This is a genomic window from Yinghuangia sp. ASG 101, assembly GCF_021165735.1.
GTDB lineage: Bacteria > Actinomycetota > Actinomycetes > Streptomycetales > Streptomycetaceae > Yinghuangia.
In genome coordinates this window covers 2,759,248-2,779,800 of record NZ_CP088911.1, presented here as the reverse complement: position 1 = coordinate 2,779,800, position 20,553 = coordinate 2,759,248, and the positions used below count along the sequence as shown (strand labels likewise).

Here is a 20,553-nt window from a genome sequence, read left to right as displayed (position 1 = left end):
GCCCGCCCGTCACGCGCGGGCCCGTGCCTCGCCGAGTGCCGAGCCGAGCCGGGCCAGCGTCGTGTCCCTGCCGAGGAGTTCCATCGACTCGAACAGCGGGGGCGAGACCCGGCGGCCGGTGACCGCCACACGCAGCGGCGTGAAGGCGTTCTTGGGCTTGAGGCCGAGGCCGTCCACGAGCGCCTCGCGCAGCGCCGCCTGGATCGGGTCGGTGGCCCACTCGGCCGTCTCCAGTGCGGCGACCGCGGCCTCCAGCACGGGAACGGCGTCCGCCGTGAGGACCTTCGCGGAGTCGGCCTCGTCCCGGGTGAAGTCCGCGTCGGCGACGAACAGGAAGCCGAGCATGCCGACGACCTCGCCGAGCGCCACCATGCGCTCCTGCGTCAGCGGGGCGGCCTTGCCGAGCAGGTCGAGCTGTGCCGCGGTGGGCTCGTCGGGCAGCAGGCCGGCCCGCTGAAGGTACGGCACCAGCCGGTCGCGGAAGTCGTCCGGGGCGAGCGCGCGCACGTGGTCGGCGTTGATCGCCTCGCACTTCTTGAGGTCGAAGCGCGCGGGGTTCGCGTTGACGTCGGCGATGTCGAACGCGGCGACCATCTCCTCCATGGAGAAGTAGTCGCGGTCCGGGGCGAGCGACCAGCCCAGCAGCGAAAGGTAGTTGAGCAGGCCCTCGGGGATGAACCCGCGCTCGCGGTACAGGTTGAGCGACGACTGCGGGTCGCGCTTGGACAGCTTCTTGTTGCCGTCGCCCATGACGTACGGCAGGTGCCCGAAGCGCGGCGTCGTACCGGCGCCCACACCGATGTCGGCGAGCGCCTCGTACATCGCGATCTGACGGGGCGTCGACGACAGCAGGTCCTCGCCGCGGAGCACGTGGGTGATCTCCATCAGCGCGTCGTCGACCGGGTTCACCAGCGTGTAGAGCGGCTTGCCGTTGGCGCGGACGATGCCGTAGTCGGGCACGTGCTCGGGCTCGAAGCTCAGTGCGCCGCGGACCAGGTCGGTGAAGGTGATCGTGCGGTCCGGCATGCGGAAGCGCAGGACGGCCTCGCGCCCCTCGGCGCGGTAGGCGGCGATCTGATCGCCGGTCAGCGTACGGCACTTGCCGTCGTAGCCCGACGGCCGACCGGCCGCGCGGGCGGTCTCGCGGCGCTGCTCCAGCTCTTGTGTCGTGCAGAAGCACTCGTACGCGTGCCCGGCGTCGTGCAGCCGCTTGGCGACGTCCGCGTAGACGTCCATCCGCTGCGACTGCCGGTACGGCGCGTGCGGGCCGCCGATCTCGGGCCCTTCGTCCCACGTGAAGCCGAGCCACCGCAGGGCGTCGAGCAGCTGCCCGTACGACTCCTCGGAGTCGCGGGCCGCGTCGGTGTCTTCGATGCGGAAGACGAACGTGCCGCCGTGATGCCGCGCGAACGCCCAGTTGAACAGGCACGTGCGGATCAGCCCGACGTGCGGGTTGCCGGTCGGGGACGGACAGAAACGGACGCGCACATCGGCGCCCTGGGGCTCGCTAGCCACGCTTGATCACCCTGTTGGTGAGAGTTCCGATGCCTTCGATGGTGACGGCGACCTCGTCGCCCACCTGGAGCGGGCCGACGCCCGCGGGGGTCCCGGTGAGGATCACGTCACCGGGGAGCAGCGTCATCGCCGCCGTGATGTGCACGATCATGTCCGTGATGCCGCGGATCATGTGCGACGTGCGGTCGGACTGCCGGGTCTCGCCGTTGACCGTGCAGGTGACGGCGAGGTCGGACGGGTCCAACTCGGTCTCCACCCACGGCCCGAGAGGGCACGAGGTGTCGAAGCCCTTGGCCCGCGCCCACTGCCCCTCGGTGCGCTGCAGGTCGCGTGCGGTGATGTCGTTCGCGCACGTGTAGCCGAAGATCACCTCGGGCACGCGCTCGGCCGGGACGTCGCGGCACAACCGGCCGATGACGACGGCGAGTTCGGCCTCGTGGTGGACCTCGGTGGAGACCTCCGGGTACAGGACCGGGGCGTCCGGGCCGACGACGGCGGTCGACGGCTTGAGGAACACGAGCGGTATCTCCGGGACGCCGCCGCCCATTTCGGCCGCGTGGTCCGCGTAGTTCTTGCCGACGCCGACGACCTTGCTGGGCAGCACGGGCGCGAGGAGCTGCACGTCGTCGAGCGGATGGCTGCGGCCGGTGAGCGAGATGCCGGCGTACGGGTGCCCCTCCAGCTCGGCGACCACGAGGTGGCCGGGTCGGTCGCGCGGGCTCCCCACGGCGCCGAACGAGTAGGAGTCGCCGGTGGAGAACCTGACGATGCGCACGGGCCGGGACCTCGGGTTCGCTGGGGGAAAGGACGTCGTTCCCCTCCAGGCTATCCCGGCCGAGGAGCGCGCAGCGCGGCGGTTTCGCCGGGCCGCGCGCCGTGCGGAATCAGTCCTGACGCTCCATCAGATTGGTGCGGCGGGGGTTCGCCGTGGGGCCGGTCTCCAGGGGTTTCGGGGTCTCCGCGGTGTCGAGTTCGGCGGGTCGGACCGGCGCGGTGTCGAGCTGCGTACGGCGCGGGTTGGCGGTGTTCGTACGGTGGGTGCTCAGGCTCATCTCGGAGTCGTCCCTGACCTTTCGATGGAATCGGTTGACCGCGCCCACTTGAATATCAAGGTCACGGATGGTTTCGTCATCCGGGTCCGGATCCCGGCGGTCACCACGTCCGGGAATCCCGCGGTCGCACGCACGGTAGTGTGACAAGCGCACGGAGTAACCGAGTTCCCACCAGAACCTGTGATTTTCACCTCTGTGGTTTCGGGCGAAACCCTGGTCTTTTTGCCCGATTACGCCCGGTAATATCGGGTCAATTCATGGCAAAAGGATTGTCTCAGCCAGTTCTCCGGTATCCGGATTTTTCCGGACCCCGCTATCTTGTTGCGGCCCTTGGGCTGTGCTGAAATGCCTGCGACCACGGGGGTGGTTCCCAAGCGCGGTCCCAGCCGGGATCTCCGCACACAAGCCTCGCCGATCCGGCGGGTCAACGACTGGTCACAAGAGGTTGCGAAGCTAGTGCAGGGACGTCGGAAGAGGCAGCAAGACTCCGCGGAAGCCCCGGCCGCTGTCGGGCCCGCAGACATGCGCCCACCCCAAGAGCTCACCGCCAGTCGAGCCCCGGCGGCTCCTTCGCGGTTGAAGCTGCTTTTCTCGATCAAGAACTGGCGCATCCGCACGCGTATTACCGCGCTGCTCCTGCTGCCGGTCGTGGTCGCCGCCTTGCTCGGTGGCCTGCGCATCCAGTCGTCGATCGACAAGACGCGCGAAATGGACGTCGTGCAGAAGGCCGGCGGGGTCATCGACCACGCGACCACGCTGGTTACCGCACTCGAGGAAGAACGCGACGTATCCGCCCGGATCCTGGTCGCCGGCGGGGACCGCAACGCTCAGGAGATCACCGACAGGCAAAGGGAGACGGACGCCCAGCTCGACCGTTTCAATGCCGCGGTCGCCGATATGGACCTGGGCGACCTGCCGCTCATCAGGGCCACGGTCGAGTCGGTCGTCAAGCAGATGAGCGACATCAGCAACCTGCGCAAGAACGCGTTCAACACGCCGCAGGTGCTGCCGGTCAGCACGGTCACCGACTACAACGCGATCATCTCCACCCTCCTCTCCATCACCCAGCGCGTCCCCGAGGTCACCCGCAACTCCGACCTGATCCTCAACGCGCGCGTCCTCGGTCTGCTCGGCGAGGTGAAGGCGGCGGCGTCGAACAAGCGCGCGCTGGTCGCCGCGTACGTCGCCGACCCCGACCACGTGTTCAACGACGCGCCCACCGGTCTGGGCCAGTTCGCCGAGACCGAGCGCGGCGCGCTCCTGGAGTTCGAGGCGGTCGCCCCCGAGGAGGTCTACGCGGCGTACCAACAGGCGCTGCAGAAGATCTCCAGTGACGCCGAATACCCGTACGTCGCCGTGCAGAACGCGGTCTCCCCGGGCGGCACCAACGGCCAGGCCCGCGCGGCCGGGAACGTGGTGCAGGCCGACGAGTGGTGGACCCTGTCGACCGCCAAGGTCAAGGCGCTCACCGACTTCGAGAAGTCGCTCACCGGCGACCTGCTGGACAAGGCCGACCAGCTCCGCGGCGACTCGCGCGACGAGGCGCTGCTCAACACGGTCCTCGTCATCGTCGCGCTGCTCATCACCATCATCCTCGGTGTGATCGTGGCGCGTTCGCTGGTCCGCTCGCTCAACACGCTGCGGCGCGGCGCGCTGGAGATCGCCGAGCAGCGGCTGCCCGAGACCGTCCGCCGCCTGTCCGAGTCCGAGCCCGGGGACGTCGACCTCACCGTCGAGCCCATCGGCGTCGCGACACGTGACGAGGTCGGCCAGGTGGCCCGCGCGTTCGACGCGGTCCACACCGAGGCGGTCCGCCTCGCGGCCGAGCAGGCGCTGCTGCGTGGCAACGTCAACTCGATGTTCGTCAACCTGTCGCGCCGCAGCCAGAGCCTGATCCAGCGTCAGCTGGCGCTCATCTCCGACCTGGAGAACCGCGAGGCCGACCCCGACCAGCTGGCGAACCTGTTCAAGCTCGACCACCTCGCGACCCGCATGCGCCGCAACGGCGAGAACCTCCTGGTCCTCGCCGGTGAGGAGCCGGGCCGCCGCTGGACGCGCCCCGTCCCGCTGGTCGACGTCCTCCGCGCCGCCGCCTCGGAGGTCGAGCAGTACGAGCGGGTCGAGTTGGGCGCGCTGCCCACCACCGACATCGCCGGCCGCGCCGTCAACGACCTCGTGCACCTCCTCGCGGAGCTGCTGGAGAACTCCACGACCTTCTCCAGCCCGCACACCAAGGTCCGCGTCACCGGCCACATCCTCCCGGACGGCCGCGCGCTGATCGAGATCCACGACAACGGCATCGGCCTCACCGGCGACGACCTGGCGGACGCCAACCAGCGCCTGGCCCGGCCGCCCGTCGTGGACGTGTCGATCTCGCGCCGCATGGGCCTCTTCGTGGTCGGCCGGCTGTCCACCCGGCACGGCATCCGCGTGCAACTGCGCCCGGGTGACGGCGGCGGCACGACGGCGCTCGTCATGCTGCCCATCGAGCTGATCCAGGGCGACCGCCCCGGCGGCGGCAACTGGGACAAGTCCAGCGGCCGTCCCGCCGTGGGGGCCGGCTGGGAGCCGGACGCCCTGACCGCGTCGCAGGAGATGCAGGCCCTTCCCGCGGCCTCCGCCTCCCCGCAGCGGCCCGGGCCCGAGGCGGGCCGCAGCGAGCCGCCTCGGCCGCTCCCGCAGCGGGCCGCGGGCCAGATCCCGGCGCAGGCCCAGAGCGGCGCGTACGACGCCCCCAGCGCCTTCGCGGAGGGCCCGGCGACGCACGACACCCCGTTCCCGGGAACGCCGTTCGGCGCCTCCCCGGACACGGACAACCCGTTCGCTCCCGTCGAGCCGCGTCGGCCCCGCCCGTCCGACGACGCGCGTCCGGCCGTCGGAGGCGACACCGCGCAGTTCGCGTCGCCGTTCGGGAACGTCGACCAGACCGGGCAGCAACCGGCCTTCGACCGCCCGCAGTTCGAGCAGCCCCTGGAGCAGACCGGGCCCCAGCCGGCCGTGCAGCCGGACTTCGCGCAGCCCTCGGCCTACGCCCGTCCGGAGTATGAACAGTCGTACCGGCAGCCGGGCTTCGACCCCGAGCCGGTCGAGCACGGCACCGACGACCGGGGCGCCGACACCGCCCGCCGCGGCCCGGCGGAGACCGGCGGGACGCCGATCGTCGAGCCCCAGCGTGCGTCCGCGTGGTCCGGCCAGGAGTACGACGGACTCTCCCCGGTCGCGCCGCCGCAGCAGATGCCCGCGTACGAGGCACCGCAGCGCCGCGGCGAGCCCCGCGAGGACGCGGGCGCCACCGGCCCGCGTACGGGCGACGCGCTTCCCGTGGTGCGTCCGTCGGGCACCCCCGCCCGCCGCCGCCAGGCGCCGCAGCCCGACGGCACCCGTGCGCAGCAGGACCCGCGTGCGCTGCACAGCGACCGCGGTGCACCGGAAGACCCGCTGAACACCGGCGGGAGGTCTCCGCGTCAGATCGGCCAGGCACCGGAGACCGACGCCCCACGGCAGCAGCCCCACCAGCTCCCGCAGGGGCAGCTTCCGCCGGCCCAGCTCGGGCAGCAGACCGGGCAGCTCCAGCAGCCCGGGCCGTACGCGCAGCCGGGGCAGCCGGCGCAGCTCGGGCAGCAGCCCCAGCAGCCCCAGCAGCCGCCGCAGGCGCAGCAACCGCAGCTCCGGCCCCGCGAGTTGCCGGCGCACACGGAGCCGATCGACGCGCTGGACGCCCCCGCGCTGCCGATGACGGTCGAGGACGAGCGGTCCCCGATCTTCGACACGCTCGAATCCGACTGGTTCCACCGTCGGACCGGGCGCGGCGGCCGGATGCGTGCGGCACAGGTGCGCAGCACCCGTCCCGGTGCCGACGAGGTCGCGGAGACTCCCGCGGCGCCCGAGGCACCCGTCGAGCGGCGGTCGCCGGCGGCCCCGAACCAGCCGCTCCCGCAGCGGACTTCGGAGCAGCCCCTGCCGCGGCGCTCGCACGCGGGGCAGGCCGATCCGGCCGAGCCCGCCGCACCTCAGGGGGTGCCGCAACAGCCGCGCCACGGGGCGCACGCCGCCGCCCCGGCGGAGGCACCGCGGCAGGCGCCTCCCGCACCGCAGCCGGGTCGGCCGGCCGCGGAGCAGCCGCAGTCCGGCTGGTACTCGGCCGGCGACGAGGGCTGGCGGGCGGCGGAGGCCGCGCGCGAGCCCGCCTCGGGCGGAACGACCGGCGCGGGTCTGCCGCGCCGCGTACCGCGCGCGAACCTGGTTCCGGGCGGGGTGGGGCATGCCTCGCAGAGTGCGGCACCGATTCCGGGTATTCGACCGAGTGGCTCCGGCGCGCCGTACACTCCGGGCACGCCCGGTGGCACGCCGTCGGCTCCGCCGCCGGGGGCGCCCGGTCTGTCGCGCAACCCCGACGACGTCCGGGGGCGGCTGACCAACTTCCGCCGAGGCATTCAGCAGGGTCGCACTGCCGGGGCCGGGGGAATGGCCCCGTCGCCTCGTGACGAGAACAACCAGGAGCAGGCATGACTGAGTTGAGCCAGGCCGCGCAGAACCTGAACTGGCTGATCACGAACTTCGTGGACAACACCCCCGGTGTCTCCCACACGGTCGTGGTCTCCGCGGACGGCCTGCTGCTCGCCCTGTCCGAGGGCTTCCCACGGGACCGTGCGGACCAGCTCGCGGCCGTGGCGTCGGGCCTGACCAGCCTGACGCAGGGCGCGTCGCGGATCTTCGAAGGGGGGCACGTCACCCAGACGGTGGTGGAGATGGAACGTGGTTTCCTGTTCATCATGTCCATCTCCGACGGATCGTCGCTGGCGGTGCTCGCCTCTCCGGAGTGCGACATCGGCCTCATCGGCTATGAGATGGCCTTGTTGGTCGACCGTGCCGGCACGGTCCTGACACCGGCCCTTCGCGCGGAACTCCAGGGTGCCCTGCCGCGATGACTCATCCGGAGATGTCCGATCACGGGGACCAGGAGTTTCATGAGACTCTGGTGCGCCCCTATGCCATGACGGGCGGCCGGACCAGGCCGCGGTACCAGCTCGCGCTGGAGGCCCTGGTCACGACCACGCCTCAGGTGGCGAACCCGCCTGGCCTGTTGCCTGAGCACCAGCGCATTTGCGACTTGTGCCGACAGGTCAAGTCGGTCGCTGAAATTTCGGCCCTGATCTCCATTCCCCTCGGCGTCGCGCGCGTACTTGTCGCGGACCTCGCCGAGGCCGGACTCGTGGTCATTCATCAGCCCGGGAACGACCAGGGGCAGCCCGACGTGACGCTGCTCGAAAGGGTGCTCAGTGGACTTCGCAAGCTCTAGCCCGGGACCGGTCCCGGCGCCGCGGTCCTCCACGACCTCCGCCAAGATCGTCGTCGCAGGCGGCTTCGGCGTGGGCAAGACAACGCTCGTCGGAGCGGTCTCGGAGATCGCCCCGCTGCGTACGGAGGCCGTCATGACCTCCGCCAGCGCGGGGATCGACGACATCGCGGCGACCCCCGACAAGGGGACGACGACGGTCGCGATGGACTTCGGCCGTATCACCTTGGACGAGGACCTGATCCTGTACCTGTTCGGTACGCCGGGTCAGCACCGGTTCTGGTTCATGTGGGACGACCTGGTCCGCGGTGCGATCGGCGCGGTCGTCATCGTGGACACGCGTCGTCTGGCGGACTGCTTCCCCGCCATCGACTACTTCGAGAACAGCGGACTGCCGTTCATCATCGCGCTCAACTGCTGGGACGGCGTCCAGACCCACCACGCGGACGACGTCCGCGAGGCGCTGCAGATCGGCCCGGAAACGCCCATCGTCAGCTGCGACGCCCGCCGCCGCGAGTCGGCGAAGTCGACGCTGATCACGCTGGTCGAACACGCGCTGATGGCACGCCTCCGCTGAACCATCTGGGACAACTGCAATTGCGCTACGGCAACACCCCTGCCACTTCCGGCAGTTCTTGATCGGGCGGGTTCCTCCGGGAACCCGCCCGATGCGCTTTCCGAGCACGCCACCGCGGCACCCCGTCGCCCCCGCGCGGCCTGACGCCGCCGCTTCCGACGCGGCCCCCTCGCCGCGCGAACCCCCGGCGGGGTCCCCGAGTCGGTCTCCCACCCCACGGCCGAAGACGGGGTGCGTACCAGCCCGAACGCTGCCGGCGACGCGACACCGCACGCCGCGGGCGAGCGCCCCGGCACGCGCACGCCTCCTCCTGTGACCGGCTGACGACGAACCGCCCCGAGACCGCCGCCACCGCCGAGCGAGCCGCCCCCTGGCCGCCTTCGGCCCACCCTCGCCGCGCAACGGCGCCCGCGGTCCCGGCCACGAGCGTTCCCCGCCCCGCGAGTTCGCCCGCGCCGCCGGCCCCTCCCGTCTCCGCGCCCCCGGCCCGCCGGGACGTCGGCCCTTCACACCCCGAAAGTTTCACAGCTTGGTGACAACGTCGGAGATCGCGGACCCCGGAACCCCCACGCGATCTCGGGCGTTGCTACTGTCGTGGTTACAGATTCCGTTGCCCAATTGATATGAAGCTGATCTTGGTAGCGGGCGAGGCATGACGGACGAGATGGGGGTTCTGTGGACGACAACAGCTGGCGCGCAGCGCAGGCCGCGCGTGAGCCGGTGGTCGAGGGCATGACGCACTCGGGGTTGCCGCGGCGACTGCCGCAGGCGAATTTGGTTCCGGGGGCGGCGGTCGACTCTGTGTCGACGTTCGTTCCGGGCATCTTCGCGGGGCTGTCCCGAGATCCGCAGGACGTGCGCAACCGGCTCGCCAGCTTCGTCCAGGGCCTCGAACAAGCCCGGTCCGCCGCGGACGCACAGCTTCCGCCCGTTCCGCCGAACCCGATGCGGGCCCCCAGTCCGCTGGCCACCGCACCGGTCCCGTCGTCGCCGCCGAACAAGGCCGCGACCGCCGCCGACCCGGTGGTGCGCAACACCGCGGCGCCGTCCGTTCTCTCCTCGGGGGAGGGGCGCGGGCGCCGGCGCGACACCCCGGTGGAGGACTCCCGTCCGAGCGTCCAACACCCCCCGATGGACGGGGACCAGAGTGCTGCGGAGAATCCCTGGGGCGACGGCTGGAAGGCCTTCCGGCCGGGTGCCTGAGACGCGGCTTGGCGATTACGTAACCAATCCGTGACAGGAATGCCGGGTCCTCCGCGACCCCGCGCATCGCCTCGGGCACGGCACGTGTTCCATGACTGAGCCGGGGCAAGGTCAGTGCCGTCAAACGGCACTGACCTTGCCCCGGCTCAGTCGCGTGCGCGGAGCGCGTCCCCGGCTCGTGTGGCGCGCAACGCACATGCCGCGTACCGGTGTTCCGGTGTCCTCCGGTGCGCGGGGCGCCCGGTCGGAGCCGCCCGTGTGGAGCGGCGGCCCCCGGCGCCCGTCAGACGTCCACCTGGGCCTTGCGCAGCGCGTCGGAGAGCTTCGCGGCGGCCTCCATGACCGCTTGGGCGTGCAGGCGGCCGGGGTGGCGGGTCAGGCGCTCGATCGGGCCGGAGACCGACACCGCGGCGACGACGCGATTGCTGGGGCCGCGCACCGCGGCGGAGACGGACGCGACGCCCGGTTCGCGCTCGCCGATGCTCTGCGCCCAGCCGCGGCGCCGGACCCCGGAGAGCGTGGTGGCGGTGAAGCGGGCCCCCTGCAGGCCCCGGTGCAGCCGCTCCGGCTCCTCCCAGGCGAGCAGGCACTGCGCGGCCGAGCCCGCTTTCATCGGGAGGGTGCTGCCCACCGGGACGGTGTCGCGCAGCCCGGACAGGCGCTCGGCCGCCGCGACGCACACGCGCATGTCACCCTGGCGGCGGTAGAGCTGCGCGCTTTCGCCCGTGACGTCGCGCAGGTGCGCGAGCACCGGGTGGGCGGCGGCGAGCAGCCGGTCCTCACCCGCCGCCGCGGCCAGCTCGGCGAGGCGCGGGCCGAGGACGAAGCGCCCCTGCATGTCGCGGGCGACGAGGCGGTGGTGTTCGAGGGCGACCGCGAGGCGGTGCGCGGTGGGTCGGGCCAGCCCGGTCGTGGCGACGAGACCCGCCAGCGTCGCCGGCCCGGCTTCGAGCGCGGCAAGCACGACAGCGGCCTTGTCGAGCACGCCGACTCCGCTAGAGTTGTCCATGCTCTGATATTGCCGTCTCAGATGACGAGACGCAAGTCCGTTTTCTACGGGCTTGGTGGCAGAGTTCCCACCGCAGGCGCACACGTCGCGGGTGGGCGGCGGACGACGCGGTCGCGGAAGCGCGGAAGCTACGACACAGGAAGCCGGCAACAGTCGGCAATGGGGCCGACCGGAGGGACAGCGATGGGACGGACACTCGCGGAGAAGGTCTGGGACGCACACGTCGTGCGTCGTGCGGAAGGTGAGCCCGACCTGCTCTACATCGACCTGCACCTGCTGCACGAGGTGACCAGCCCGCAGGCCTTCGACGGGCTGCGCCAGGCCGGGCGCCGGGTCCGCCGGACCGATCTCACGATCGCGACCGAGGACCACAACACGCCCACCCTGGACGTCGACAAGCCCATCGCGGACCCGGTGTCGCGCGTCCAGTTGGAGACCCTGCGCCGCAACGCCGCGGAGTTCGGTGTCCGTATCCACCCCCTGGGCGACGTCGAGCAGGGCGTCGTGCACGTCGTCGGCCCGCAGCTGGGCCTGACGCAGCCCGGCATGACCGTCGTGTGCGGCGACAGCCACACCTCCACGCACGGCGCGTTCGGTGCGCTGGCGTTCGGCATCGGCACCAGCCAGGTCGAGCACGTGCTGGCGACGCAGACGCTGCCGATGGCGCCGTTCAAGACCATGGCCGTCACCGTCAACGGCGAACTGCCCGCCGGGGTCACGGCCAAGGACCTGATCCTCGCCGTGATCGCGCGGATCGGCACCGGCGGCGGCCAGGGCTACGTCATCGAGTACCGCGGCGAGGCGATCCGCGGGCTCTCGATGGAGGGCCGCATGACCGTCTGCAACATGTCGATCGAGGCGGGCGCGCGGGCCGGCATGATCGCCCCCGACGCGACCACCCTGGCCTACCTGAAGGGCCGCGACCACGCGCCCGCCGGCACGGACTGGGACGACGCCGTGGCGTACTGGTCGTCGCTGCGGACCGACGACGACGCGGTGTTCGACCGCGAGGTCGTCATCGAGGCGTCCGAGCTGGCGCCGTTCGTCACGTGGGGCACCAACCCCGGCCAGGGCGCGCCGCTGTCGGCGAACGTCCCGGACCCGGAGTCGTTCGCCGACCCGTCCGAGCGCGTCGCCGCCGAAAAGGCCCTGGAGTACATGGGTCTGGCCGCCGGGCAGCCGCTGCGCGACATCAAGGTCGACACCGTGTTCATCGGCTCGTGCACCAACGGCCGTATGGAGGACCTGCGCGCGGTCGCCGACGTCCTGCGCGGGCGCAAGATCGCCGACGGCGTGCGGATGCTCGTGGTGCCCGGCTCGGTGCGCGTCTCGCTGGAGGCGGTCAACGAGGGCCTGGACAAGGTGTTCACCGACGCGGGCGCCGAATGGCGATACGCCGGTTGCTCGATGTGCCTCGGCATGAACCCCGACCAGCTGGCCCCGGGTGAGCGCAGCGCCTCCACGTCCAACCGCAACTTCGAGGGGCGCCAGGGCAAGGGCGGGCGCACGCACCTGGTTTCGCCCGAGGTCGCCGCCGCCACCGCGGTGCTCGGCCACCTCGCCGCCCCGACCGACCTCGACGCCGCCGTGCCCGCAGGAGTCTGAACACCCATGGAACCGTTCACCACACACACCGGTACGGCCGTCCCGCTGCGGCGCAGCAACGTCGACACCGACCAGATCATCCCCGCCCACTGGCTCAAGAAGGTCACGCGGGACGGCTTCGAGGACGGCCTCTTCGAGGCGTGGCGCAAGGACCCGGAGTTCGCCCTCAACCGTCCCGAGCGCCAGGGGGCGACGGTTCTGGTCGCCGGGCCCGACTTCGGCACCGGCTCGTCGCGCGAACACGCCGTGTGGGCGTTGCAGAACTACGGCTTCAAAGCGGTGATCTCGTCGCGATTCGCCGACATCTTCCGCGGCAACTCGCTGAAAGGCGGCCTGCTGACGGTGGTCCTGCCGCAGGAGACCGTCGACCGCCTGTGGGAGCTGACCGAGGCCGACCCGGCCGCCGAGATCACCGTGGACCTCGTCGAACGGCAGGTCCGCGCGGGCGATCTGGTCGCCGCGTTCGAGATCGACGACTACACGCGCTGGCGTCTGCTGGAGGGGCTGGACGACATCGGCCTGACCCTGCGTCACGAGGACGACGTGACGGCCTTCGAACAGGGCCGTCCCGCGTGGCTGCCGCGTACGCAGACGGTCTGACCCGGGGCTCCGGCCCGCGCGCGCGACCCGCGGGCGGGGCGCGCGTGAAACCCCCTGCCACGAACGGCGGTACGGTGGCCGGAAGTCACCCTGGTGAACCATCCGGGGTACGGATTCCGGCCACCTGAGCGGCCCGCGGGGACACGCCAACTCCCGTGCGGAAGCGGCGGAGTGCACACGCACTCCGCCGCTTTTCGCTTTTCCCGGACGCGGCAAGCGGGTTCCCCGGATCCGGCTCAACAGGCTCATTGCCGGATGAGCTGTCACAATCGCGGTGTGGACCATGCAGCGCTTCCCGACGGACCGGACGAAGTCCGGCTCTACGCCGAACTCGCCACCCGGTTGAAGGACGCGCATGCGCGGGTGCGTAAGCTCGACATACCGGACGGCGCGAAAGTGGCGCTGGTTCGCCGCCTCCTGGTCGTCACCGATGCCGCAAAACACGATCTGGCCGACGCCGCACGGCGTCTGGCCAAGCTCATGGAAGAGCTCGACGAGCAGGCCGCGCGAGCCGCGGACACCGCCGAGGTCTGTAATCCGTTGCGACACAAGGGTGATTCGTCCGTTCGGTAATTGCTTCATCAGAATTGGGCGCTTAGCGTGCCCAATGCCGGACTACCTGATACGGCATCGGTTTTCGAAGGGGAAGACGTGAACAAGGCTCAGCTTGTCGAGGCGGTCCAGGACCGACTGGGTGGCCGCGCTGCCGCGGCAGACGCGGTGGACGCCGTCCTCGACGCCATCATCCGCGCGGTCGCGGGCGGAGACCGCGTGTCCATCACGGGATTCGGTTCGTTCGAGAAGGTCGAGCGGGCCGCGCGTTACGCGCGCAACCCGCAGACCGGGGAGCGGGTCCGGGTCAAGAAGACCGCGATTCCGCGCTTCCGTCCGGGCCAGGGCTTCAAGGACCTGACCTCGGGTGCGAAGAAAATGCCGAAGAGCGGCAGCGCCGCCGCCAAGGCGAGCCCGACTCCGCGTCCGAGTGGGGCGAAGAAGACCACGGCCAAGAAGACCGCCCGCAAGACCACCGCGCGTCCGGCCGCGACGCGCCGTACGACCGCGGCCGGTCCCGCGGGCACCCGCAAGACCGCCGCCGCGGCGAAGTCGGCCGCCAAGAAGACCGCCGCCACCAAGGCCGCGGCCAAGAAGACGACCGCCAAGAAGACCGCCAAGAAGGCGACGAAGCGCACCGCGAAGTAGGCCTCGGCACGCTTCCCCGATGCGGACCCCGTTCCGGCGGCCGGGACACGGAATCCGCACCAGGGCCCGGCACCGGCCCCGAGCACGGCCGGACCCTGGCGAAATATCGGCACCATGCGACGGGCCGGACTCCCGAGGAGTCCGGCCCGTCGCGTGCGCTGTGCTGCCGCATCGCCGTGCGCCGCACGGGTGTTCGTCCGTTGTCGGACGGTGTCCCGTGGCTCGTACGGGAGTTCACATGCCGCCGGGCCCCCGCAACGTCGCGATCGTCACGAACACCGCGACGCGGTCGGGGCCTTCACCCGACACGTCGATCCGCACACGCTGCCCCGGCCGCAGCAGGCGCAGGCCCGACGCGGCGAACGCCGAAGCGGGGAACGGGATCGCGGTGCCGTCGTCGAGCAGCACGCTGCCCGCGCCGGTCGCCGCGTCGAAGGTGTGCACGGTTCCTTGCATGCGTCGACCCTATGCTCCCGCTCCGACACGCGGGACACGCCGCGCTCGTCCATCGACCGGGTGCGCGGACGAACCCGCGCGGCGCACACGGGGGTTCGGTTCGCGGCGCCCGCGCCGCACTTGCGCGAGCGCCCGGCCTCCCGGCCGCGGGACACCGCGCCGACACGCCGACCGCCTCGCCCGGCCACACGTGAAGTCGCGTACGGCTGCCGGGAGATCGGCCGGAGCCCCGGCAACGGACCCGTGCCCGTGCCCCGGACCCGCGGCGGCCCGCCACACCGTCAACACCCGGCGGTGAGCAGCGGCAGCACGGCCCACGTGCGGTCACCCACCCCCAAGTGCACCGCCCGCGCGAGGTCTTCGGCCGTGTCGACGTCGCGGCGCACGGACTCCACGTCCCCGGGCGTGAGTTCGTGCGCGCCGGACGCCCGGTGCCGGGCCCGCGACGCGCCGCCGAACGCGGGGGCCAGCGGCACCCCGGGCGCCGCGGCGAGCAGCGTCGTGCCGATGCCCGCGGCGTCGGCGAGGAACGAGCGCCGGTGGGCGCCGGCTTCGCCCAGCACGCGGTCCAACTCCGCCGAGCGCAGCGCGGGGAGGTCCGCCGACAGCGCCGCGACGGCCGCGGCGGGCCACCGGCTCGACGCCTGGGCGGCGCCGTGCGCGAGCGCGCTGTTGAGCCCGCCCGGGACGTCAGCGACGGCGTCGGCGCCCACCGCGCGCACCGACTGGGCGACCGCCGCGTCGTCGGTCACGACCAACACGCCGGCCACGAGTGCGGAGGCGAGCGCGGCGCGCACGGTGTCGACCGCGAAGGCGAGCGCCAGCTCTCCCCGGTGCTCGCCGGTCGCCGGGGCCAGCCGGCTTTTCGCGAGCGGCAGGGGCTTGACCGGGACGACGAGACGCCAGCGCGGGGAGTCGGGGCGTACCGCAGGATCGGGGGTCAGCCGCGGTTCGCCCATGGGTCCTCCCTCGCCGTTTTGCTGTCTGTTTTCGTCCGCGAATGACGTTTCTTCGGCGCCTTCCGACCCGATGAGGAGCGCCTTTCTCGACATCCCGATGATTCTCACGGGAAACTAGGGAGGTCGGCGGGGCCCGGGGGTTACGTCCGGGGCGGATCACACCGTGGTGTTCCCTTGTACATAATCGGCATCCCGTCAGCCCGGTCGCCGAATGTGTGAGCAGTGACACGGCAAACACGACTCAGGAGGCTCGCAACCGATGGCCCGGAGAAGGATCGGCTTCTGGTACCGCGTCGTGGTCGTGGTGGTCAAGCCTCTGCTGCTGCTGTTCACGAAGCGCGACTGGCGCGGCATGGAGCACATCCCCGCGCAAGGTGGTTTCGTGACGGCGGTGAACCACATCAGTTACGTCGACCCCCTGACGTACGCGCATTTCCAGTACGAGTCCGGGCGCGAGGCGCACTTCCTGGCCAAGTCGTCGCTGTTCAGGATTCCCGTGGTCGGCCGCATCATCCGGGGCGCCGGCCAGATCCCGGTCTTCCGCGACTCCGCGGACGCCGCGCTGGCCTTCCGCTCGGCCGTGGAGGCCGTCAACCGCGGTGACTGCGTCGCCGTGTACCCCGAGGGCACGATCACCCGCGACAAGGCCCTGTGGCCGATGTCGGGCAAGACGGGCGCCGCGCGCATCGCGCTGACCACGGGGGCTCCGGTCATCCCGATCGCGCAGTGGGGCGCGCAGGACATACTGCCTCCGTACGGCAAACGCCCCCGATTGTTCCCGCGCAAGACCATGAAGGTCATCGCCGGCCCGCCCGTCGACCTCGACGAGTTCCGAGGCCGCGACCTGACCGCCGAGGTCCTGCGCGGCGCGACGGACAGGATCATGGACGCGGTCACCGAACTCCTGAGCAAGCTGCGCGAGGAACCCGCCCCGCCCCGCAGCGCCCGGCGCAAGGCGGCGAACGGCGACGCGCGGGCGACGCCCGAACCGCCCGCGGACTCCGACGCGTCGGACGACGCGGCGGCGACCGCGCCCGCCGAGACCCCCGCGAACACCGGCGACGCCGCCGCGAAGTCCGCGGACTCCGCCCCGGCCACGCGGCCGACGACCCCCGACGCGCGAACGAAGTCCGCGGAGCCCGCCCCGGCCGTCGAGCCCGCGACCTCCCCCTCCGTCGTGGCCCCCGCGAACACCGGCGACACCGCCGCGCAGTCCGCGCCCTCCGCCTCGGCCACGGCCTCCGCGAACACCGGCGACGCCACCCCGGCCGCGCGGCCCGACGGTGCCGCGGACTCCGCCGCGTCCGGCACGCCCGCGCCCGCCGACGCTGCCGCGCGGACCGCCGACGAACCCGTCGTCCCCTCCCGCGCCGACGGCCGCGCCGCCGAGGGCGGCGCCGCATGACGCGCTGCGCGGTATTCGGAAACGGGTCGTGGGGCACCGCGTTCGCGATGATCCTCGCGGACGCCGGCGCCAAGGTGACCTTGTGGGGCCGCCGCCCGGGCCTCGTCGAGGCGATCAACGCCGGCCACGAGAACCCCGACTACTTCCCCGGCGTGCGCCTGCCCGACGCGATCTCCGCGACGACCGACCCCGCCGAGGCCGCCTCCGGCGCGGACTTCGTCGTCTTCGCGGTGCCGGCGCAGACCGTCCGCGACAACCTGCGCGCCTGGGCACCCCTGCTGCCGGACGACACGGTGCTGGTCAGCCTCATGAAGGGCATCGAACTCGGCACCGTCAAGCGGATGAGCGAGGTCATCCGCGAGGTCGCGGGCGTCGGCGAGGACCGCGTCGCGGTCGTCACCGGGCCCAACCTTGCCGGTGAGATCGCCCGCCGCCAACCCGCCGCGAGCGTGGTGGCGTGCGCCGACGAGGACGTCGCCCGCCGCCTCCAGGCGGTGTGCATGACCCCGTACTTCCGCCCGTACACCAACGTGGACGTCGTCGGCTGCGAACTCGGCGGCACGGTCAAGAACATCATCGGGCTCGCCGCGGGCACCGCGGACGGCATGGAACTGGGCAACAACGCGAAGGCGTCGCTGATCACCCGGGGCCTCGCCGAGACCATGCGCCTGGGGGCCGCGATGGGCGCCGACCCGCACACCTTCGCGGGGCTGGCCGGGCTCGGCGACCTGGTCGCCACGTGCTCGTCGACGCTCTCGCGCAACCACACCTTCGGCGTGAACCTCGGGCGCGGCATGACGGTCGAGCAGGCCGCCGCGGCGACCCGGCAGACCACCGAGGGCGTCAAGTCGTGTGTCGCGGTGCAGGAACTCGCGCGGCGGCACGGCGTCGAGATGCCGATCGTCAACACCGTGGTGGCGATGGTGAAGGACGGAAAGTCGCCGTACCTGTCGCTGCAGGAGCTGATGTCGCGCTCGGCCAAGCCGGAGCGTTACGACCCCGACCACTGACGCGTCGCCGACAATCGGGCCGCCCCGGACGCCATTCCGGGCGACTCCGGGGCACGGACCCGCGCCTTCCGGACGCTCGTACATATGTGGCAGTAGGGTTCTGGGCACCATGGACGACGTGACGCAGAATTCCGCCACCACCGCCCCCGCCGCCGACGCTCTTCCCGGACCGGCACGCGACGACGGCCGCACACGCCCGCGCGTCGCCGTGGTCTTCGGCGGACGCAGCTCCGAACACGCGATCTCCTGCGTCACCGCGGGCAGCGTGCTCGCGGCCATCGACCGCGACAAGTACGACGTGCTGCCCCTCGGCATCACGCAGGACGGCCGGTGGGTGCTGGTCGCGGACGCCGCCGAGCGGCTCGCGATCGACTCGGCCGGGAAACTCCCGGACGTCACCGACGTCGCCGAGCAGGGCGGTTCGGTCGTGCTCGCCGCCGACCCCACGCAGCGCGACCTCGCGGTGATCGAAACCGGCGCGGTCACCGCGCTGTTGGGCGGTGTCGACGTCGTCTTCCCGCTGCTGCACGGGCCGTACGGCGAGGACGGCACTCTCCAGGGCCTCCTGGAGCTCGCGGGCGTCCCGTATGTCGGCTCCGGCGTGCTGGCCAGTTCGGTCAGCATGGACAAGGAGTACATGAAGCGGGTGTTCGAGGGCTTCGGCCTGCCGATCGGGCCGTACGTCACGGTCCGCCCGCGCGACTGGGAGCGCGACCCGGCGGCGGTGCGCGCGTCCGTCGCGGCGCTCGGCTTCCCGGTGTTCGTCAAGCCCGCGCGCGCCGGTTCGAGCATGGGCATCACCAAGGTCCACGACGTCGACGCGCTCGACCACGCGATCGAGATCGCGCGGGGGCACGACCCGAAGGTCATCGTCGAGGGCATGCTGCGGGGCCGCGAGATCGAATGCGGCGTGCTGGAGGGGACGGACGGGGCATACGCGAGCGTGCCCGCCGAGATCCGCGTGCGCGGCGACCACGAGTTCTACGACTTCGAGGCGAAGTACCTCGACGACGTGACCGAGACCGACGTGCCCGCCGACCTGACGGACGAGCAGACGGCCGAGGTACGGCGGCTCGCGGTCGCCGCGTTCGAGGCGATGAGCTGCGAAGGGCTCGCCCGCGTCGACTTCTTCCTGCTGGACGACGGCGGCCTGGTCATCAACGAGGTCAACACGATGCCGGGGTTCACCCCCGTCTCGATGTACCCGCAGATGTGGAAGGCCGCCGGGGTCAGCTACCCGGAACTGGTCGACCGGCTCGTCGCCGCGGCCCTCGCCCGCCCCAACTCCCTGCTGCGCTGAGCGGGTTGCGCCCGCGGCCCCCGGCGGGGGTCAGCTCTCCTCGCCGTTGGTCGCGGGCACCGTCCGCTTGACGGCGTCCGCGAACGCCGTGACCACGCCGCCGGGTTCGGCGTACGCCGCGGGCACGGTCACCTCGACGTTGACCTCGCGGTGTAGCGTGGTCAGCCGCACGCCCTTGCCCTCGCCGAGGAATTCGAACGTCCACCGCACGCCGTCGACGCCGATCGCGTTCTGCTCCGGGGCGTAGTTGGGATCGTCCGGACGCAGCGAGACGGGCATTGGGACTCCGCAGCGCAGCACGATCGCCGGGTTGCCCCACGCCGCCGTGAGGTTCGAGGCCGGCACGGTCTTGCGGGCGTCGTGGCCGAGGACCTGGTCGGGAAGCTGCTTGTCCAGGTCCTTGCACATCGACTTGATGCTGTCGAACGGCGGTTTGGGGAGCTTCACCTTCACCGGGTCGTCGCCGTCCAGCACCGACACCAGGGTGAGCAGCAGGCCGCCCGCGACCACCGCCGCCGGAAGCGCGAAGCGCAGCGCACGGCGCTTGCGCGCGTCGTCGCCCGACCGCGGGGGAGGGGCGTCGGACGCCGGAACGGAACCGGCCTGCGGGGCGTTCGAGTCGGTCACCCCGCCGATCCTATGGACGCGCCGGGCACGGCTCCGCACCGGGTCCGATACCCGGCCGACCGCGGGCCGACCCCGGGCCGACCCCGACCGCCGGGAACGCCCGACCTGCGGCCCGGGGCCCGGCCGAGACGGCAACCGCCGCCGCGCGAACCGGTCCGGTCTCCCGGACCCGCCCTACCGGCCACCCCCGCAGTCACCGCCGAACCCCCCCCGCCCGGTGTCGACAGCGCGGCCGAACCACCGGGCCGCTCCCCGCGACCCGGCCCATCTGCCATCTGCCATCTGCCATCTGCCATCGGCACCGCCGAACCCCGCCCGGCGCCGCTAGCGCAGCCGTACCACCGGACACGTCAGCGTGCGGGTGATGCCCTCCACATGTTGGACCCGGGCCATCACGAGGCGGCCCAGTTCGTCGACGTCGGAGGCCTCCGCGCGGGCGATCACGTCGTACGGCCCGGTGACGTCCTCGGCCGTGATGATGCCGGGCAGCCCCGCGATCTCCCGGGCCACGGCCGCGGAACGGCCGACTTCGGTCTGGATCAGGATGTATGCCTGTACCACCAAGGCCTCCCGGCACGCCAGGATTGAGGGGATGGGCGCGGGCCCCTGGCCGTCCGCGCCCCGGAACAGCGCACGGACGACCGCGACGCGCGGCACGGCGCGGTCGGATGCAACCATTGTCGACCGCACGGACGCGGGCGACCACATGGCCGACACCACGGAATTTCGACGGATCCGA

20 protein-coding genes are annotated in these 20,553 nt (G+C 72.1%); 12 read left to right on the top strand and 8 right to left on the bottom strand.

Annotated features, from left to right (window positions below; all coding sequences use genetic code 11):
- Positions 1-9 precede the first annotated feature (9 nt).
- From gltX to LO772_RS11500, 3 genes are all read right to left on the bottom strand, one after another.
- The gene (gene gltX / locus LO772_RS11510) at positions 10-1,515 is read right to left on the bottom strand and encodes a glutamate--tRNA ligase (protein ID WP_231778310.1); all 1,506 of its coding nucleotides are present in this window, start codon (positions 1,513-1,515) and stop codon (positions 10-12) included.
- Entirely contained in the window at positions 1,508-2,290 is a 783-nt protein-coding gene (locus LO772_RS11505) for a fumarylacetoacetate hydrolase family protein (protein WP_231778309.1), read from the bottom strand. The genes gltX and LO772_RS11505 overlap by 8 nt, the downstream gene beginning before the upstream one ends.
- Positions 2,291-2,399: 109 nt before the next feature.
- Complete coding sequence (locus tag LO772_RS11500) at positions 2,400-2,567, bottom strand: hypothetical protein (protein WP_231778308.1); 168 nt, start codon at positions 2,565-2,567, stop codon at positions 2,400-2,402.
- A 576-nt stretch (positions 2,568-3,143) separates the two neighbouring features.
- Between LO772_RS11500 and LO772_RS11495 the strand changes: the two genes are divergently transcribed.
- The 5 genes from LO772_RS11495 (at position 3,144) to LO772_RS11475 (ending at position 9,643) form a co-directional block, all read left to right on the top strand.
- Positions 3,144-7,076 carry a sensor histidine kinase gene (locus LO772_RS11495; protein ID WP_231778307.1) on the top strand — a complete coding sequence of 1,311 codons (3,933 nt, stop codon included), beginning with the start codon at positions 3,144-3,146 and terminating at the stop codon, positions 7,074-7,076.
- Entirely contained in the window at positions 7,073-7,495 is a 423-nt protein-coding gene (locus tag LO772_RS11490) for a roadblock/LC7 domain-containing protein (protein WP_231778306.1), read from the top strand. The genes LO772_RS11495 and LO772_RS11490 overlap by 4 nt, the downstream gene beginning before the upstream one ends.
- Positions 7,492-7,866: a DUF742 domain-containing protein gene (locus tag LO772_RS11485; protein ID WP_231778305.1), complete on the top strand. Its 375-nt coding sequence runs from the start codon at positions 7,492-7,494 to the stop codon at positions 7,864-7,866. The genes LO772_RS11490 and LO772_RS11485 overlap by 4 nt, the downstream gene beginning before the upstream one ends.
- The gene (locus LO772_RS11480) at positions 7,847-8,440 is read left to right on the top strand and encodes a GTP-binding protein (RefSeq protein WP_231778304.1); all 594 of its coding nucleotides are present in this window, start codon (positions 7,847-7,849) and stop codon (positions 8,438-8,440) included. Before LO772_RS11485 ends, LO772_RS11480 begins: the two co-directional genes overlap by 20 nt.
- Positions 8,441-9,115: 675 nt before the next feature.
- Complete coding sequence (locus LO772_RS11475; protein WP_231778303.1) at positions 9,116-9,643, top strand: hypothetical protein; 528 nt, start codon at positions 9,116-9,118, stop codon at positions 9,641-9,643.
- Positions 9,644-9,926: 283 nt separating this feature from the next.
- On the opposite strand, the gene LO772_RS11470 is transcribed toward LO772_RS11475, so the two are convergent.
- Entirely contained in the window at positions 9,927-10,652 is a 726-nt protein-coding gene (locus LO772_RS11470; RefSeq protein WP_231778302.1) for an IclR family transcriptional regulator, read from the bottom strand.
- Positions 10,653-10,835: 183 nt separating this feature from the next.
- Here LO772_RS11470 and leuC point away from each other — a divergent pair, with 183 nt between their 5' ends.
- The 4 genes from leuC to LO772_RS11450 all read left to right on the top strand — a co-directional run bounded on the left by leuC (position 10,836) and on the right by LO772_RS11450 (position 14,057).
- Complete coding sequence (gene leuC, locus LO772_RS11465) at positions 10,836-12,257, top strand: 3-isopropylmalate dehydratase large subunit (protein ID WP_231778301.1); 1,422 nt, start codon at positions 10,836-10,838, stop codon at positions 12,255-12,257.
- A 6-nt stretch (positions 12,258-12,263) separates the two neighbouring features.
- Complete coding sequence (leuD, locus tag LO772_RS11460; RefSeq protein ID WP_231778300.1) at positions 12,264-12,857, top strand: 3-isopropylmalate dehydratase small subunit; 594 nt, start codon at positions 12,264-12,266, stop codon at positions 12,855-12,857.
- A gap of 255 nt (positions 12,858-13,112) precedes the next feature.
- Positions 13,113-13,430: a hypothetical protein gene (locus LO772_RS11455; protein WP_231778299.1), complete on the top strand. Its 318-nt coding sequence runs from the start codon at positions 13,113-13,115 to the stop codon at positions 13,428-13,430.
- Positions 13,431-13,508: 78 nt separating this feature from the next.
- The gene (locus tag LO772_RS11450; protein ID WP_231778298.1) at positions 13,509-14,057 is read left to right on the top strand and encodes an HU family DNA-binding protein; all 549 of its coding nucleotides are present in this window, start codon (positions 13,509-13,511) and stop codon (positions 14,055-14,057) included.
- A 234-nt stretch (positions 14,058-14,291) separates the two neighbouring features.
- Here LO772_RS11450 and LO772_RS11445 read toward each other — a convergent pair whose 3' ends face one another.
- Both LO772_RS11445 and cofC read right to left on the bottom strand, forming a co-directional pair.
- Positions 14,292-14,513: a cold-shock protein gene (locus tag LO772_RS11445; protein ID WP_231778297.1), complete on the bottom strand. Its 222-nt coding sequence runs from the start codon at positions 14,511-14,513 to the stop codon at positions 14,292-14,294.
- A gap of 281 nt (positions 14,514-14,794) precedes the next feature.
- Positions 14,795-15,472, bottom strand: coding sequence for a 2-phospho-L-lactate guanylyltransferase (cofC, locus tag LO772_RS11440; protein WP_231778296.1), 678 nt, complete (start codon positions 15,470-15,472; stop codon positions 14,795-14,797).
- Between the two features lie 259 nt (positions 15,473-15,731).
- On the opposite strand from cofC, the gene LO772_RS36275 reads away from it, so the two are divergent.
- The 3 genes from LO772_RS36275 (at position 15,732) to LO772_RS11425 (ending at position 19,187) form a co-directional block, all read left to right on the top strand.
- The gene (locus tag LO772_RS36275; RefSeq protein WP_443089397.1) at positions 15,732-16,877 is read left to right on the top strand and encodes a lysophospholipid acyltransferase family protein; all 1,146 of its coding nucleotides are present in this window, start codon (positions 15,732-15,734) and stop codon (positions 16,875-16,877) included.
- On the top strand, positions 16,874-17,887 hold the full coding sequence (locus LO772_RS11430) for an NAD(P)H-dependent glycerol-3-phosphate dehydrogenase (protein ID WP_231778295.1): 1,014 nt from the start codon (positions 16,874-16,876) through the stop codon (positions 17,885-17,887). The genes LO772_RS36275 and LO772_RS11430 overlap by 4 nt, the downstream gene beginning before the upstream one ends.
- A gap of 118 nt (positions 17,888-18,005) precedes the next feature.
- The gene (locus LO772_RS11425; protein ID WP_269453186.1) at positions 18,006-19,187 is read left to right on the top strand and encodes a D-alanine--D-alanine ligase family protein; all 1,182 of its coding nucleotides are present in this window, start codon (positions 18,006-18,008) and stop codon (positions 19,185-19,187) included.
- A 30-nt stretch (positions 19,188-19,217) separates the two neighbouring features.
- Here LO772_RS11425 and LO772_RS11420 read toward each other — a convergent pair whose 3' ends face one another.
- The gene (locus LO772_RS11420; protein WP_231778294.1) at positions 19,218-19,814 is read right to left on the bottom strand and encodes a DUF3515 domain-containing protein; all 597 of its coding nucleotides are present in this window, start codon (positions 19,812-19,814) and stop codon (positions 19,218-19,220) included.
- Positions 19,815-20,138: 324 nt separating this feature from the next.
- On the bottom strand, positions 20,139-20,375 hold the full coding sequence (locus LO772_RS11415) for an Lrp/AsnC family transcriptional regulator (protein WP_231779502.1): 237 nt from the start codon (positions 20,373-20,375) through the stop codon (positions 20,139-20,141).
- Positions 20,376-20,553 lie beyond the last annotated feature (178 nt).